This is a genomic window from Sphingobacterium sp. UBA7253 (assembly GCF_002472745.1).
In the GTDB taxonomy this organism is placed as follows: Bacteria; Bacteroidota; Bacteroidia; order Sphingobacteriales; family Sphingobacteriaceae; genus Sphingobacterium; species Sphingobacterium siyangense.
The window spans coordinates 1-16,332 of the sequence record NZ_DKSP01000073.1; the positions used below are offsets into that span (position 1 = coordinate 1).

Below are 16,332 nucleotides of genomic sequence, written 5' to 3' on the forward strand. Positions count from 1 at the left end.
TCCATGGGAGTCAGGACGTCATATAATTCTGCGTTCTCAGGAACATATCCCAATAGTGCTTTTACTGCAAGTGGATCTTCTTGAATATTGATGCCATTAACTTCTACAGTGCCTGTGAAATCTTCGATTAGTCCTGTTAATATTTTAACGGTAGTGGATTTGCCAGCACCATTTGGGCCAATATACCCGATAACTTGACCTGGGAATATGTCAAGGTTGATTCCTTTCAATATTTCTTTTACTCCGTATGATTTTTTTAGGTCAACAATACGGATGAGAGGTAATATACTTTCCATATGATTATAATCTTCAAAGTAAACTTACATAAAAAATTGGAGTTATAGTTTCCAATTGAAAAGTATATATTTAATACTCTTGAGAAGAATATCTCTATTTTAATCAATAGAAAAGGGACCTTTTGGTCCCTTCAAAACTATGTTATTTTCGGAAAAACTACCTGTTGTTTTTGGGATATCCCTCTTCATCAAGATCATCTCTCAGATCTTCTTCGTTCTCGGCTAATTTCTTGTCCAAAGGGGATAGCCGTTCATGTTTAAAAGTCTCAATTCGCATGTTAGCTTTATCTAGATCTTCTTCTTCGAGCTCATCTTGTGTTGCATATTCATCTCCGACAAATGGATTAGAATCATCGTATGTTGAATCATCATCAATTGAGCCCTCAGCTACTGTATCATAGTCGGCGGGGTGGTCATAATCTGGGTCATTATCATCGACATCCATTTCATAACTGTCAAGCTCTTCATTGAAAGCAAGATCCTGATCCATATCGGAATAGTCTTCTTCGACTTTCCCATTTTTATGCTCTTTTTTTGACATAATCCTACTCATGTTATTCATTTGTAAAACAGTTCTCAAAAAAAAAAGTTTTGAATTTATTCGGCAAAACTATTATTCCAAAAGTATTAAGAGATTCTGGGTTCGAATATCCTTCTAAAAGATAAAAACACAAAAAATGATTAAAGCATTAAAACAATGTAATTATATGTTTGTTCTATCTTAAAATAGGGACTATGATCTTCAAGCGTTTAAATTATCAGACTTTACAGAGTTTACGCCTACAAGGCTACAATATTTTATTGACCATTGGTCGAGCTGAAGACGAGAACCCAATTTATTTCCCGATGAAATTGGATTCTTTTAATTCCAGTACCTCAAATTTTGAAAGTGATGATGCAGCTACCTTTCAAGGAAAAAAGATTCTTATTTTGGATGAGGCCATTCAACGCTCCTTAAATCATGATCTTAATGGTATAATCCAGCTTGACAATTAAGCACTATTTTTAGCTCTTTTATAAGAGCTAGGTGTAATGTTTCTTTTCTTCTTATAGAAATTGGTCAGGTGACTTTCATCATTAAATCCTAATTCTTCTACAATTTGTTTCATTGTGTATCTGTTGGATGCTAATCTCTCTTCAACTAGTTTAATACGAATATCATCTATATATACTTTGTAGCTTTTTGAATATCTTTTTTTAAAAAATGCCCCAAAGTAATTTGCTGAAATTTGGAACTGATCTGCGATAGACCTGATTTGTAATTTATCGGGGAAATAAATATTTTGCTGTATGTATTGCTCGATCTCTTGAGACATTTCATATGACTCGTTAATAGGTAGCTCCAGATCCTTCAAAATATTTTCGACTAAAGCGAAGAGGGACATTGTCTGATGGAATATAAAAATTGATTCCGCTGTATCTTCACGCTCATATTGTTGAATCAGAGATATTACCCGCTCGATTAGTTTTTTATTTTCCTTTTTAAGCGATAGGCTTTTATTGAATAAAGTCTTCGAGTTGAAGATATCAACCGGATTGTGAGAAAGTCTGAAATTTTGTTGTATAAGGTGCAGGTCTTTAAAATAGGAGTTTGAGAAATAGAGTACAAATGCGATTGTATCCTTTTTTGTCTCAAGTGTTTCGAAATCTTTATTCAAAAAAAGTAAATTCTCTTTTGAAAATTTTAAGTTATTTCCTTTCGATACGAGTGTGCCTTCGGATATATAAACTAACGCAAAATCAAAACCTGTTTTGTTTAGTTCTAATTTTTGTTTGTGTTTGATTTTTTGAGATTCGAAAGATAAATTCATCATATGTACAGACCCTATTGGAAAATAATCGCTACAAACCTAAGAAAAATGAATTAAAGACTTTACTTTTTCCTCGCTTAAATCTACATGGATTACAGTTATGTATTCACAATAAAATATAAATCATTCGTTGTTTTAAACGGTTATCAAGTGCTTTTTGCATTTCTGGTCATTTTTTCAATAGTATCCCATTGATCTTCAGGAATAATATCTAATCCATTGAACTCTCCAGCCCCCTTAAGCCATTCGCCACCATCTATCGTGATAACATCTCCGTTGATATAACTCGCATAATCGGATACTAGATAGGCCGCGAGGTTAGCTAATTCCTCCAGTTTGCCCAAGCGGCCTAAGGGGATACGTTTGGTAGGTGAGAGGAGTTCGCCTAACTCGCCCGGGAGTAACCGTTCCATGGCACCCGAAGTTTGGAATGGACCAGGAGCTATAGCGTTGAGTCTTATTCCTTTTTTTCCCCATTCTACAGCTAGAGATCTGGTTAGCGCAAGAACTCCGGCTTTAGCAGTTGCAGAAGGAACAACATATCCCGAACCCGTCCAAGCATAAGTTGTTACGATACTGAGTATAGCTTTATTCTGTTCATTTGCCTCAATCCATCGTTTGCCCAGCGCTAGGGTATAGTTTATACTCCCTTGGAGCACGATACCAATAACAGATTCGAAAGCTCGGTGGCTTAAACGTTCGGTAGGCGAGATAAAATTTCCAGCAGCATTGTTTATGAGGATATCTATCCCCCCAAAATGTTCATATCCATAGGAAACGACGCGTTCGACATTTTCATAATTTCGCACGTCTCCAGCTACTGCAAGACATTTTGCCTGATGTTTTTCCGATAATTCGTTTGCTGTATGTTGTATAACATCATCTTTACGGCTTGTGATCAGGCAAGAGGCGCCAAGCTCGAGAAAGTAATCTGTCATGGCTTTCCCTAGACCTGTACCACCACCCGTAATCAAAATTCGTTTTCCTTTTAACGCGTTTTCCTTTAACATGCCCATATACTGTCCAGTTTTTATGTATCCTTAAGTTACACAAATTTGGGATAAAATAAAAGCCACGGTGGAGCGGATAAAAATAGTTCAGGAATAAATGGAGGTAGAGATATAAACAAAAGCAGGAGCTATTCATCGAATAGCTCCTGCTTTAAAATTTCCATTCTGAATGGAATGGAAGTATGCTTATGCGCCTAATTGTACGCGTTTGAAAGCAGTTACAGTCAATCCTTTAGAAACAGAATCTAAGAATTGAGCGATGTTTTTAGAAGAATCTTTTACGAATTCTTGATTTAACAAAGTTGTATCTTTGAAGAATTTGTTCAATTTACCTTGCGCAATTTTCTCAGCCATTTCAGCTGGTTTTCCTTCAGCGATGATTTGTTCTTTAGCAATGGCAATTTCACGCTCGATTGTGTTTTGATCAACACCATCTTTGTCAATTGCAATTGGGTTCATTGCAGCAATTTGCATTGCTACATCTTTACCAGCTTCTTCAGCGCCAGCTGCATCAGCAGAAAGACCTACTAATACACCTAGACGGTAGTTCCCGTGGATATAAGCAATAACTTTTTCAGCAGTGATAGTTTCGTATTTAGAAACGTCAATTTTCTCACCAATTACACCAGTTTGCTCGATTAAAGAATCAGCGATGTTTTTGCCATCAAGTTCCAAACCTTTTAATTCTTCCAAAGAAGCAGGTTTATTGTTTAATGCAAGATCTGCAATTTTTTCAGCGAAAGCTACGAAGTCTGCGTTTTTAGCTACGAAGTCAGTTTCACAGTTAACTTCAACTACGATACCTGATTTACCATCAGCAGTCGCTTTAGCGATGATAACACCTTCGTTAGAGTCGCGATCTTGACGGCTAGCAGCTACTTTAGCGCCTTTTTTACGCAAGTAATCTACAGCAGCTTCAAAGTCACCATTAGACTCAACCAAAGCTTTTTTACAATCCATCATACCAGCGCCAGTTTGTTGACGCAATTTGTTTACATCTGATGCAGAAATTTGTACTGACATGTTTATTTCTTTTTATTATTATTTACGACTGAAATTTGTACAATATTAACTTAAAACATGTTAAGCTAATATGAAGTTTAACATTCCTTGATAAACAAGTGTTGTTAAACCAAAAAACCGGACAGAGAGGCTAGTTCAAGAAAAGTAAACTTTTCCAGAAACTAACGCTACGCCATCCGGTTTGGAATAAAAATATTATTCTCCGTCTTTCGCTTTGCGAGGACGTTTAGCTTCTGAAGCTTCACCATTATCAGCTTTTGCTTTAGCAGCAGCAGCATCTTTTTCAGCTTCTTCTTCTTTGTCGCGTTTGCGCTCGTCCAAACCTTCTTGGATTGCTTGACCAATGATACCGGCGATTAAGCTAATAGATTTACTAGCGTCATCATTTGCTGGGATTGGGAAATCAATATTTGAAGGATCAGAGTTTGTATCTACCATTGCAAAAGTAGGGATGTTCAATTTCATTGCTTCAGAAACAGCGATGTGTTCTTTTTTCACATCGATGATGAATAAAGCAGCTGGTAAACGGTTCAAATCAGCGATACCTCCTAAAAGGTTTTCTAATTTGATACGCTCACGTTGAATCATCAACTTCTCTTTTTTAGACAATACATCGTATGTACCATCTTTTTGCATTTTGTCAATGTTAGACATTTTTTTGATAGACTTACGAACTGTAGCGAAGTTTGTAAGCATACCACCTAACCAACGCTCAGTTACAAAAGGCATATTAACCTCTTTTGCTTGTTGTGCGATGATCTCTTTTGCTTGTTTTTTCGTTGCAACGAATAAAACTTTGCGACCTGATTTTACGATTTGTTTGATAGCTGAAGCAGCTTCTTCTAATTTCGTAAGAGTTTTGTTCAAGTCAATGATGTGGATACCGTTACGTTCCATGAAAATGTACTTAGCCATTTTCGGATCCCATTTACGTGTAAGGTGACCAAAGTGCACACCTGCATCCAATAAATCTTGATAAGTAGTTCTTGCCATTTTTTGATCCTCCTTTGATTAACGTTTACTGAATTGGAATCTTCTACGAGCTTTACGACGTCCTGGTTTCTTACGTTCAACCATACGGTCATCACGTGTTACTAAACCTTTAGCGCGTAATGCAGGTTTAACTTCTGGGTTAAGTTCAACCAAAGCTTTTGCGATCGCTAAGCGAACAGCTTCTGCTTGACCTTTAACACCACCTCCGTTAACGTTTACTTTTACATCAAAGTTTGCTAATTCACCAGCTACGTTCAATGACTGTGTAGCGATGTATTGCAAAGGTAATGTTGGGAAATACTCTTTGTAGTCTTTACCGTTTATGATAATGTTTCCGCTACCAGCAGTTAAGTAAATGCGGGCAACAGCAGTTTTTCTTCTTCCTGAAGTGTTAGTTGTTGACATGACGATTCTCCTTAAAATTTAACTGGTTTTGGATTTTGTGCTTCATGCTTGTGCTCAGTACCAGCATAAACGTAAAGGTTTTTAAACAATTGACGACCTAAACGGTTTTTAGGAAGCATACCACGAACAGCTTTTTCAATGATGCGTTCAGGGAATTTAGCCATTAACTCTTTTGGAGAAACAAAGCGTTGACCACCTGGGTATCCAGTGTAGCGAACGTAAACTTTGTCGCCTAATTTGTTTCCTGTCAATTTGATTTTGTCCGCATTGATAACGATCACGTTATCTCCGCAGTCTACGTGAGGGGTGAATGTAGGCTTATGCTTACCACGAATTACTTTCGCGATGTTGCTCGCCAAGCGCCCCAAAATCTCTCCTTCAGCGTCAACAACGATCCACTCTTTGTTAACGGTGTTCTTGTTGGCAGAGACAGTTTTGTAACTTAACGTATTCACTTGCTTTTGTTTAAATAATTTATTAAAATATTTTTCCTTCCCTTATCTCAAGGGTCTGCAAAGGTACATCTATTATTCTATATTTTAAAATCTATTTTGCTTATTTTGTTGAAAACGAGTTGAATTTCAAACGAGCCCCACTAATCTCAATATTTTTACAACTTCCTCGAATGAATATTGTTACATTAGTTAGTATATTGCAGGAAGAATTTTTAAATTATTATAGCGGAAGTAGATGAGATTGAATTTTTTAGATAAACGATTTTTTTTAAGTTTTATTGGTGTATTTCTAATAGCACTGGGTTCATTAAAGGCACAATCTTCGGATAAAAAACCTAAACCTTACGATGCACGATTCAAAAACGTACAGGAAATATTGAAGCAAGGGAAAATTGGTCCAGGGATGGATTCTTTGGACGCCATACTCGCGGATTACCCACAAGCAGATGATATCTATTTTACAAAGGCAATCCTTCTTGCACAGATGAGAAATCAAGATGGAGCAATCGAAGCCATAAAAGAAGCGTTGAATATTCAGTCTAAGCCTGAATATCTAAGTTTTGCCGTAGATGCGTTTAAAAGTAAAAACGAGGCGGATAGTGCTTTAATCTATCTCGATAAGTTGATAGATCAAGATGACAATAATACAGCCTTACTAAAACGGGAGCGTATCATGCTCCTTTTCAATGGCGGATACAAGGATGTGGCTTTGGAGTATTTCTATAAAACCAAAGAGATTGCAGTCGCTTCTGATACATTGGACATGGTTGGTAGTGTCTTGTTAAATGATGCTGGTAATTATAAAGCGGTCATTGATCTTTTGAAACCCTGGGCAGACAAAGGAACTTCGCTGGCTCAAGTATATGGTCAATTAGCACAAGCTTATAATCTTTCCAAAAACTCGAAGCTTGCATTGGACTATATTAATAAAGGAATTCAGACAACAAAAGAGGATTTTCTTTATTTCGATTTGGCTGATCTCTATCGATTTGATAAAAAGATGAAATTATCTTTCGATGCACTTAAACAAGGATTTCAATCTAAGAAAGTTGACTTTGCAGATAAGAATCGGATTATAATGACCTTGTTGAATCCGAAGGGCCCCTATTCAAAAGACCAACTTTTGGAACTGGTCAATATCTTGGTTGAAGTTCATCCACGTATTGCCGAAAGCCATATGGCAAAGGGACAAGTGTTATGGTTGAGAGACGATAAGTCAGCCGCTCAAAGTTCGCTAGCAGTTGCAGTGAGTATGAACCCTTATCAAATTGATGCTTGGCGGATGCTGATGAGTTTGGATATGGACAAAGGCGAATTTGATCAAGCCATTGCACATGGTGGGGAAGCGCTACACTATGTGACCAATAATGCAACCATACTCTATTTTACAAGCATGGCCTATTTGATGAAGAAAGACATGGAGAATAGCCGGAAGTTTATGGAAGCCGCACTTAATAATGCACAGGATGAATCACCTTTTCTACAGGCAAATATTTATGGCGGATTAGGTGATATTTATAATTCACTTAAGATGTATAAAGCCTCTGATGCGGCTTATATCGAAGCTATTCGATTGGATAGTACAAATGTGACGGCCATGAACAATTTAGCATACTATTTGTCGTTAAGAAAAGAACGACTTGATGATGCTACAAAGTATGCAGCAATGGCGACGAAATTGCAGCCCAATAATGGAACTTTTGAAGATACCTATGCTTGGGTACTTTTCGCAAACGGAAAATATGATGATGCGCTGGTGTGGATTCAAAAAGCGTTAAAAAATACAAATCCGCAAACGTCTGTATTGCTGGAGCATTACGGCGACATTCTTAGTAAGTTAGGGAAAACAACAGATGCCGTTAAGCAGTGGAACCTGGCTTTAGAAAAGGGGACTGATACGGAGGAGAGTAAGCTGAAATTGAAAAAGAAGATTGAGACTAAAAGCTATGTGGAATAAAATTGTTTGGGTTAGTGCTGTTGTGTTGCTGCTTTCTTCTTGTAGTTCTAAGAAGAAGCTACTAAAAGGTGCTGATCTGAAAGCTGAAAATGAGTTGACGATAAAAGATAATACAAGGGAAGCAAAGAAAAATAGCTTACGTAATCTTTTTTTGACTAATTTGAATTATTCTACTTTTTCTGGAAAAGCAAAAATGCGTCTCGATCTTGGGAAGGATAATTATGATGTCACTTCCACTATTAGAATAGAGAAAGATAAAAGGATTTGGATTTCCATTTCTGCCACACTGGGTATAGAAGTTGCCCGGGTATTGATAACTCCAGACAGTGTACAAATCTTAAATAAATTTCAGAGCGAATATATGGTTAAGCCATTTGACTATCTATATCGTTTTGCCAGCCCGGATTTAACTTTCGGGAACCTACAAGATTTGTTGCTTGCAAATCTTTCGGTGAATCTATTGTCCGATATTGATCAGGTTAATTTTAAGCAGGATTCGATGTCTGTCCAGTTAGATGGCAAACTGAATGAACTAGATTTTTTATATAAATTAAATAATAACAATAGGCCTTATCAATTTAGATTAGCGCAACTTTCAAAGAAACAGTTGTTGGAAGCCAATTACGGCGAATATGCCATGGCTTCTGGGCAGGAATTTCCGATGCTTTTAAAAATGATCATTTCTGATGGTCGTCAAGAGATAAAAACAGAGATAAATTTTAACAAAGTGACTTTTAATGAACCGGTCGAAATGCCTTTTTCAGTATCGTCACGTTATAAAGTAATCCGATGAGAAGCTGTCTATTTCCTTTAGATTTATTACTTTCGCAATTAGTTTGCTAAAGTATAGGGTGAATTGATAGGATAGAAAGATGGCAAACACAAAAAAATAGTACTGTAAATGAACTTTAAAAAGACAATACTTGGTATAGCTGCTTTCCTATTCATGATTGGGATTTCATCGGCGCAGACTAGGGCTGAACTTGAAAAACAGCGTGAGAAACTCAACCGCGAAATTGCTGAATTACAAAATACGGTCAAAGAGATTGCAAAGGAAAAATCACTGACCCAACAACAAGTGACAGCATTGAGTAAGCAGATTAATTTGCGCGAGCAGAAGATAAATACCATTACTTCGGAAGTCGCTGTAATCAACAAACATATCAATGCCAATACCGCTGCCGTAAATAAGTTGAAGGCTGAATTGGAGAAGATGAAACGTGACTATGAAAAGATGGTGATGTTTGCGTTCAGAAACCGAAATGCCTATAATAAATTGATGTTTATTTTTGCATCAAAGGATTTTAATCAGGGGTTCCGACGGGTTAAGTACTTACAACAGTTTAATGATTCTAGAAAGCTGAAAGCTGCTGATATCGAAAATACCAAGAAACAGATTGAACAAAAAATAGCTCAATTGCAGGCGGACCGAAACAAACAGGTTGCCTTGATGAAAGAGCAGGAAAATGAGAAAAGAACAATATCTCAACAGCGATCTGTTTATTCTGGACAATTGAGTGAATTGATTGTTACAGAGCGCGGTGTCAAGAAAGATATTACCCAAAAGCAAAAAGAGGAGCGTCGTATTAATGCGGCCATTAAGGAGATCATTAGAAGAGAAATTGAGGCTGAACGTCGACGGGCTGAGGCGGCACGTCGTGCGGCAGAAGCGGCTGCTGAGCGTAACCGCAAAGCGAATGAGTCTACATCAACTACAAAAGGTAAGAACAATACAAGTTCGAAAGGCAGTAATACTACTCGAAAATCAGATTCTGAAGTCTTACGTAGCACACCGGAAGCAGTCAAACTTTCAAATGACTTCAGATCTAATCGCGGTAGTTTACCTTGGCCTGTTTCTAATGCGAAGATTATGCAAGAGTTTGGTTCGGAAAGTGTCGGTAGAAATGTCAATTGGGATCACGAAACTGTTAAAATACAAACATCAAGCGGTTCGGCTGTGAAAGCAGTATTTAATGGAGAAGTTTTGAGTATAGTATCGATGATGGGGCAGCGTATTGTCATGATTAAACACGGTGAATACTTTACTGTGTATATGAATTTGGCTGGTGTAAGTGTTTCAAAAGGGCAAAAAGTAAGCACGGGCCAAACTATAGGAACGGCTGATGTGGACTCGGATACGGGAGTTCCGATGGTAGAATTTTCTGTGCTACAAGGAACAACACCGCTGAATCCGATGTCATGGTTGGCGAGATAAGAAATAATTACTATATTTAATAATTATCATTACATTTGTAAAGAGAGAGAAAAGTTTTAGTTTAAAAGAATTGAAAAACAAGAAATTATAGTTATGTCAACATCATTATTAATCATGGGAATCGGGGGGCAAGAGTTAATTGTCATTGTAGTAATATTGTTACTATTATTTGGTGGCAAGAAGATTCCTGAATTGATGCGCGGATTGGGTAAAGGAGTTAAGGAATTTAAAGAAGGCCAAAAAGATGAGTCTTCACCTGAAAAAAAATCTGAAATAGAAGATAACAAATAAGGGAGGTTTTGATCCCATATAGCATGGATACGATTTTGTGAGGAACAAAATCGTATTTTGTTTTATACTCGACCTACAGCTAAATAGGGCGAAAACCATTTTTATACTAAAATCCATTTCTAAACGTTTAGATTATTGTTGATTTTTCAGCAGATGAATCAAACTCGGATTTAACAGTAAATTTATGATCGGAAAACAGACGTTAATTTCAATACTAGGAGGGGTATGCTATGTACTACCACTCATGGCCCAAGAAAGCGCTGTAGAAGGCATGAAAGAAGCCGCCCATACCTTCTTTCAAAAAAGTATCGAAAAAGAAAAACAAGAGATTTACCAATACCTTGACAGTATAAAATCTTCCGGAAATAACGGGAAGCATGATGCTGAAATTACAGATGAAGATATACAGCTCGTGCGGAAACTGAAAGCAATAGAACGTGAGGTTCCATTGGACTACTCACCGCGAGTGAAAGATCTGGTTGCTAAATATACGTCGGATAATTATAACCCTTATATGTGTAGGATGATGGGACTAGGGCAATACTATTTCCCATTGTTTGATAAAATCATGGATGAAGTTGGAGTGCCACGGGAACTCAAATATCTAAGTGTAGTCGAATCATCATTAAATCCACGCGATATCTCCAGTGCCGGAGCAACAGGCTTATGGCAATTGATGTATTATGAAGCCAAAACTTATCATCTTACAGTGGACAGTTATACCGACCAACGTATGGATCCGATTGCTTCTAGTTATGCCATCGCAAAAATCTTAAAAGAAGCTTACGATGAATATGGCGATTGGCTATTAGCGATAGCATCCTATAATGGTGGTAAAGGAGCGGTTAGCCGTGCGATCCAACGTTCCGGAAAAGAGAATGCTACTTTTTGGGATATCGCACCATATCTAACACAACAGACCCAAAACTATATCCCTAAGTTCATCGCAATGACATATGCGATGAAATACGCGGACGAAAATGATATCAATGCTGCGGATACTGAACTTTCACTAAGAACTCAAGCATTAGATATCAATAAACGGATTTCATTGAACCAAATAGCGGATGCTTTACATGTCTCAAAAGAGACATTACGTGCATTGAATCCTAGTTTTAAAAGAAATGTATTAAATGGTACCGAAGAGTCTCCATTGCGATTGGTGTTACCTGTTTTGGATAAAAAGATTGCCTCAGAAGAATTGTATGCAGCTCTCAACACACCAATATCTTCCGCAACTCTTAGTCAGACGGAAAATTTGAGTGAACCTTTACAAAATGGCAAATATAAAGTGAAAGTTGGTGAGACATTCGCTTCCATTGCTGACAAGTTTGAAGTAACAGTACAGGATATAAAATCGTGGAATAACCTGCGCGGCAATCAAATTGTCCCTGGACAAAACTTACTGATAAAAAAGGAGGATGATTTCGTAAACGCGAAATTAGCTCGTAATACAGAAAGATCTTCAAAGAAGAATCAACAGCATGCCGCTAGCGCTACACGTACAGCTTACTATGTCGTGAAGAAAGGCGATACTTTATCTGATATCGCAGATAAAAATGGTACATCAGTCGGTCGACTTAAAAGTGAAAATGATTTAAACGGAAGCCGGATAAAACCGGGGATGAAATTGAAAGTCTCAAAGAAATAACAGCATGGTTTAAATTAACCATGCTGCATCTTCTTCTTTATCAAATTCTTCAAGAGTAACGGTAACATGTTCTCTTAATATCGTTGAAAGCTTCGTGCCATAGTAGTCACTAAATATAGGGAACTTATGGTGGCTTCTATCAATTAATACAGCCGTTCTCATTTTCTTCAGTGGAACGTTCAAAAATACACCCAGTCCATAAGCTAAGGCTCTACCACTATTCAACACATCATCAACCAAGATGATGGTCTTGTCTTTTGCAATATCAACAGGTATGTCTGTGCTTGCACTCAGTGATCTACTCGTTTTCTTCATGGTAACTTTAATCAGCAGAATTTCTTTCGTTGAAATCTCCTGTAAAATTGCTTGAAGGCGTTGCGCAAATACATAACCCCGGTCGGCAATTCCTACTAATACAAGTGTTTCATCTTCAAAATTGTCTTCCAAAATTTGATAGGCAATCCGAATAGATTTTTGTTTTATTTGTTCTTTATTTAAGATGAGCGTTTTCTTTGAAGACATAATAGTATTCCAATGATTATAGGGTAAAAATAGGATATTATATTGTATAAAAAAAGTCCAAAACGAGTTAAACGCTTTGGACTTTCCTAGATCGAACCGATCTTATTAATTCAATTTATTATCTTTTTCTGCTTTTAATATTTCTGCAGTAAGCGATCTATTATCTTCTGGTAAGCGACCGCCATTGTAATAATAACGTCTCCAGTATGGTTCATCTAAATTGCTGATCATAACTCCTTTGCTAGATGAGGCATGTGCAAATTTATTGTCGCCAATATAAACACCAACATGGGTGATACTTTTACTTCTAATTTTAAAGAATACCAAATCACCTGCTTTTAGCTCATTTTTTTCGACAGTTTTGACTTGAGAATATTGATTTCTGCTATTATATCCTAACGAAGTATTAAATACTTTGTCGTATAATTCATAAGAAAATTTAGAACAATCAATGCCTCTTTTTGAATCTCCTCCTAGACGGTATGGAGTACCCAACCATTCGTAAACAAATTGATAAAGTTTGGTATTTGTTGTTGCTGAGACTGCAACTCCCATAATTTGTGAAAAGTATTCTTTCGCTAGGTTATCAGGATCTGATTCTGGTTTGGAGTTTCTGTTGGTTTGTGCCTGCGACACTAGACATAAGCCGATAAATAGCATTGACGCTATAAATTTCTTTGTTTTCATTAAATCGCTTTTTTGTACAACATTTAACTTTTAAAAATTCAACACTGTCATCTATTTTGGACAGCACTGTTGCGAATATAATACAATATCAGTTTAAGGTCAAATTTATTTTAAGGTATTTAACGAAATTTTAACAATTTTAACATCTTTATCGGACCCACCTAGACTTATTGAAAATTAATGGTTCTGTCAATCGTCGGCTACATAAAGTAGATTGTTTGCTACACTTAAAAAAAATGTCTATCTGATAGAATGCCACTCTATTTGGGCTCTCATTGTGAATCTAAAAAAAAATATTAATTTTCTTTGGTAAAGTGATAATATTTGTTCTATATTTACAAAACATAAGCAATAGCAATGAACACAAATACAATTATTACATCGATTATTATTACCACCGGGATAAAACTCAGGAGGAAGTAGTTTCGTTGTATATAATTGTAGACACAATATTTAGAAGCGCTTTCCTCGACAAAGGAAAGCGCTTCTTTTTTTAGCACAAAAATCATCAATCTAAACAAACAGTATAAAACAGTATGAAAGTTTTAAAATTTGGAGGCACATCGGTCGGTACGGTAGAAAGTCTAAAGGCGGTCTTAAGTATTGTAAAAAAATCTTATGATGCAAAGGAAAAGCCATTGGTTGTGTTATCAGCTATGTCTGGTGTAACGAACTTGCTTACCCAGTTGGCTGAGGACGCTGCAGAAGGAAAGTCCTTTTCAGATGGCCTAAAGTCCCTGGAAGATAAGCATTTTACGGTTGTTAAAGAGCTTCTGGCTGTGAAATATCAAAATCCTGTATTTACAAAGCTAAAGTTGTTTTTTAATGAGATAGAAGATCTCCTCCAAGGAATTTTTGCGCTAAAGGAGCTGAGCAATCAAAGTAAAGATTTGATCCTTAGTTACGGTGAGCGTTGCTCAAATTATATGGTATCTAAGGTGATGGAACAATATATTCCTGAATCTCTATTTGTAGATGCATCCCATTATGTGAAAACAGATTCAAATTTCGGTAATGCTCATTTAAATGAAATGCTAACCGAGCAATTGGTCAAATCCTTGTACATAACGCATCGTGATAAGCTGCTGTTTGTTACAGGTTTTATCGGAAGTAATGAAAATGGGCGTATTACCACCTTGGGAAGAGGTGGATCAGATTATACTGCAGCGATCTTCGGCTCAATACTGGACGCAACAGCCATTGAAATTTGGACAGATGTGAATGGGATGTTAACCGCCGACCCACGTATTGTGAAGAAAGCTTTTTCCCTGCCTGTATTATCATATACAGAGGCAATGGAATTATCTTACTTCGGTGCTAAGGTGATTTATCCTCCTACGATGATTCCGGCTTTTTTAAAGAAAATACCGATTGTTATTCGAAATACTTTTGAACCTGATTTCTCAGGGACTGTGATTCAGTTTGATAGTGGAAAAACCGCTCTGCCAATCAAGGGAATTTCTTCGATCTCCGATATTTCTGTCATCAATCTGAGTGGATCAGGGATGATCGGTAAGTCGGGCTTTAGCGGACGGCTTTTTACGCTATTGGCTAGAGAGCAGATCAATGTTGTGCTAATCACTCAGTCTTCTTCCGAACATAGCATTACATTTGCTGTCAATCCATCAGATGCCAAACGTGCTATACAATTGATCGAAGTGGAGTTTGAGCTTGAAATCCAGGCGAATAAACTGGTCGTTCCTGCGATTGAAGAAAACCTGTCTGTATTAGCCATCGTTGGTGAAAATATGAAAAAAACTCCCGGTATGTCCGGTCGGTTATTTGCAGCGCTAGGACGGAACGGTATTAACGTCCGGGCTATTGCGCAGGGCTCATCTGAATACAATATATCTGTAATTATTGGTAAGGAAGATTTAGCAAAGGCACTTAATGCGGTACATGACGCGTTTTTCGCAGAGCTGAAGAAAACTTTGCATGTATTTAATATCGGTACCGGTAACATTGGTGCAACTTTATTTAAACAATTGGAAAATCAGCATGAATTCCTTTTGGATAAAAATGATATTGAAATTAAGGTTGTTGGAATCTCCAATAGCCGTAAAATGCTTTTTAATACCGAAGGTGTTGATTTAAATAATTGGTCCGATGAACTTGCTAAAAATGGAACTGAATCAGACCTGGCATTGTTTATTGATCGAATGAAGGCACTGAATTTACCGAACTGTGTATTTATCGATAATACTGCAAGCAAATTACCGGCGACCTACTACGAAGATATCTTTAAATCCAATATTTCGATCGTCACTTGCAATAAAATTGCGAATTCAGGTAAATACGAGCAATATAAAACACTCCGTGATACTGCTCATCGACACGGTGTAGATTTCTTTTATGAAACAAATGTAGGTGCTGGATTGCCTATCGTCAGGGTGCTTAAAGACTTGATGTTGAGTGGTGACCGTATCGTGAAGATAGAGGCTATTCTTTCAGGGACAATCTCCTATATTTTTAACAATTTTAAAGCAGATGCTTCTTTCTATGATGTCGTCAAACAGGCTCAGGAGCTTGGATATACCGAGCCAGATCCAAGAGATGATTTAGGTGGTATAGATTTTATGCGTAAAATGCTCATCTTGGCAAGAGATGCCGGGTATGCTGTTGAGGCCGAAGACGTAGACCTCGGCGCAATATTACCTCCAGCATGTTTGAAAGCAGATACTGTAGATTCTTTTTATACAGAATTGCAGCAAGAAAACGAATATTTCGAAGCAATGAAGAAGAAAGCTGCTAATGAAAATAAAGTAATCCGTTATATCGGGAAATTGGAAAATGGAAAAGTATCCATTGCGATTCAGTTTGTTGATGAAAACCATCCTTTTTATGCTTTATCAGGCAGCGATAACATTATATCGTTTACAACAGAGCGCTATAAAGAACGTCCCCTCGTAGTAAAAGGTCCTGGTGCGGGGGCTGAGGTGACAGCTGCCGGTGTATTTGCAGATTTGGTAAATGTTGGAGCATAAAAACTAGTCAAGGAAAATAAAAATTACGTGAT

At 37.1% G+C, this 16,332-nt stretch carries 17 protein-coding genes; 7 read left to right on the forward strand and 10 right to left on the reverse strand.

Features of this window, described 5'->3' with window-relative positions; all coding sequences use genetic code 11:
* Both B2X72_RS07180 and B2X72_RS07185 read right to left on the reverse strand, forming a co-directional pair.
* Positions 1–296 (reverse strand): ATP-binding cassette domain-containing protein (locus B2X72_RS07180; protein ID WP_286848808.1); only part of this gene is annotated, 296 nt, incomplete at its 3' end.
* Positions 297–453: 157 nt separating this feature from the next.
* Positions 454–837, reverse strand: a complete 384-nt coding sequence (locus tag B2X72_RS07185; protein ID WP_286834844.1) for a hypothetical protein — start codon at positions 835–837, stop codon at positions 454–456.
* A gap of 194 nt (positions 838–1,031) precedes the next feature.
* On the opposite strand from B2X72_RS07185, the gene B2X72_RS07190 reads away from it, so the two are divergent.
* Positions 1,032–1,292, forward strand: a complete 261-nt coding sequence (locus B2X72_RS07190) for a hypothetical protein (RefSeq protein ID WP_075994153.1) — start codon at positions 1,032–1,034, stop codon at positions 1,290–1,292.
* Here the strand turns inward: B2X72_RS07190 and B2X72_RS07195 are convergent.
* The 6 genes from B2X72_RS07195 to rplM form a co-directional block, all read right to left on the reverse strand.
* Positions 1,289–2,110 (reverse strand): helix-turn-helix domain-containing protein, encoded by an 822-nt coding sequence (locus B2X72_RS07195; protein ID WP_145327961.1) that lies wholly within the window; start codon positions 2,108–2,110, stop codon positions 1,289–1,291. The two genes, B2X72_RS07190 and B2X72_RS07195, sit on opposite strands and share 4 nt — an antisense overlap.
* A 143-nt stretch (positions 2,111–2,253) precedes the next feature.
* Positions 2,254–3,117: an SDR family oxidoreductase gene (locus B2X72_RS07200; protein WP_145328036.1), complete on the reverse strand. Its 864-nt coding sequence runs from the start codon at positions 3,115–3,117 to the stop codon at positions 2,254–2,256.
* A gap of 186 nt (positions 3,118–3,303) precedes the next feature.
* Entirely contained in the window at positions 3,304–4,140 is an 837-nt protein-coding gene (tsf, locus tag B2X72_RS07205; protein ID WP_075994150.1) for a translation elongation factor Ts, read from the reverse strand.
* Positions 4,141–4,335: 195 nt separating this feature from the next.
* A complete protein-coding gene (gene rpsB, locus B2X72_RS07210; RefSeq protein WP_075994149.1) occupies positions 4,336–5,133 on the reverse strand; it encodes a 30S ribosomal protein S2 in 798 nt (265 codons plus the stop codon).
* Positions 5,134–5,151: 18 nt separating this feature from the next.
* Positions 5,152–5,538: a 30S ribosomal protein S9 gene (rpsI, locus tag B2X72_RS07215; protein ID WP_070563091.1), complete on the reverse strand. Its 387-nt coding sequence runs from the start codon at positions 5,536–5,538 to the stop codon at positions 5,152–5,154.
* Between the two features lie 11 nt (positions 5,539–5,549).
* Positions 5,550–5,993, reverse strand: coding sequence for a 50S ribosomal protein L13 (gene rplM / locus B2X72_RS07220; protein ID WP_046671993.1), 444 nt, complete (start codon positions 5,991–5,993; stop codon positions 5,550–5,552).
* Positions 5,994–6,228: 235 nt separating this feature from the next.
* Here rplM and B2X72_RS07225 point away from each other — a divergent pair, with 235 nt between their 5' ends.
* The 5 genes from B2X72_RS07225 to B2X72_RS07245 all read left to right on the forward strand — a co-directional run bounded on the left by B2X72_RS07225 (position 6,229) and on the right by B2X72_RS07245 (position 12,107).
* Positions 6,229–7,950 (forward strand): tetratricopeptide repeat protein, encoded by a 1,722-nt coding sequence (locus B2X72_RS07225; RefSeq protein ID WP_286848810.1) that lies wholly within the window; start codon positions 6,229–6,231, stop codon positions 7,948–7,950.
* The gene (locus tag B2X72_RS07230) at positions 7,940–8,743 is read left to right on the forward strand and encodes a DUF4292 domain-containing protein (protein ID WP_088162919.1); all 804 of its coding nucleotides are present in this window, start codon (positions 7,940–7,942) and stop codon (positions 8,741–8,743) included. Before B2X72_RS07225 ends, B2X72_RS07230 begins: the two co-directional genes overlap by 11 nt.
* 108 nt (positions 8,744–8,851) lie before the next feature.
* Positions 8,852–10,165 (forward strand): murein hydrolase activator EnvC family protein, encoded by a 1,314-nt coding sequence (locus tag B2X72_RS07235; protein WP_088162918.1) that lies wholly within the window; start codon positions 8,852–8,854, stop codon positions 10,163–10,165.
* Between the two features lie 93 nt (positions 10,166–10,258).
* A complete protein-coding gene (gene tatA, locus B2X72_RS07240; protein WP_088162917.1) occupies positions 10,259–10,456 on the forward strand; it encodes a twin-arginine translocase TatA/TatE family subunit in 198 nt (65 codons plus the stop codon).
* Between the two features lie 184 nt (positions 10,457–10,640).
* The gene (locus B2X72_RS07245; RefSeq protein WP_088162916.1) at positions 10,641–12,107 is read left to right on the forward strand and encodes a LysM peptidoglycan-binding domain-containing protein; all 1,467 of its coding nucleotides are present in this window, start codon (positions 10,641–10,643) and stop codon (positions 12,105–12,107) included.
* Positions 12,108–12,116: 9 nt separating this feature from the next.
* Here B2X72_RS07245 and B2X72_RS07250 read toward each other — a convergent pair whose 3' ends face one another.
* Together B2X72_RS07250 and B2X72_RS07255 are read right to left on the reverse strand one after the other, a co-directional pair.
* Positions 12,117–12,629: a phosphoribosyltransferase family protein gene (locus B2X72_RS07250; protein WP_070563077.1), complete on the reverse strand. Its 513-nt coding sequence runs from the start codon at positions 12,627–12,629 to the stop codon at positions 12,117–12,119.
* 105 nt (positions 12,630–12,734) lie between these two features.
* Positions 12,735–13,316, reverse strand: a complete 582-nt coding sequence (locus tag B2X72_RS07255; RefSeq protein WP_046671999.1) for a C40 family peptidase — start codon at positions 13,314–13,316, stop codon at positions 12,735–12,737.
* A gap of 536 nt (positions 13,317–13,852) precedes the next feature.
* Here B2X72_RS07255 and thrA point away from each other — a divergent pair.
* Positions 13,853–16,300, forward strand: a complete 2,448-nt coding sequence (gene thrA, locus B2X72_RS07260; protein ID WP_088162915.1) for a bifunctional aspartate kinase/homoserine dehydrogenase I — start codon at positions 13,853–13,855, stop codon at positions 16,298–16,300.
* Positions 16,301–16,332 lie beyond the last annotated feature (32 nt).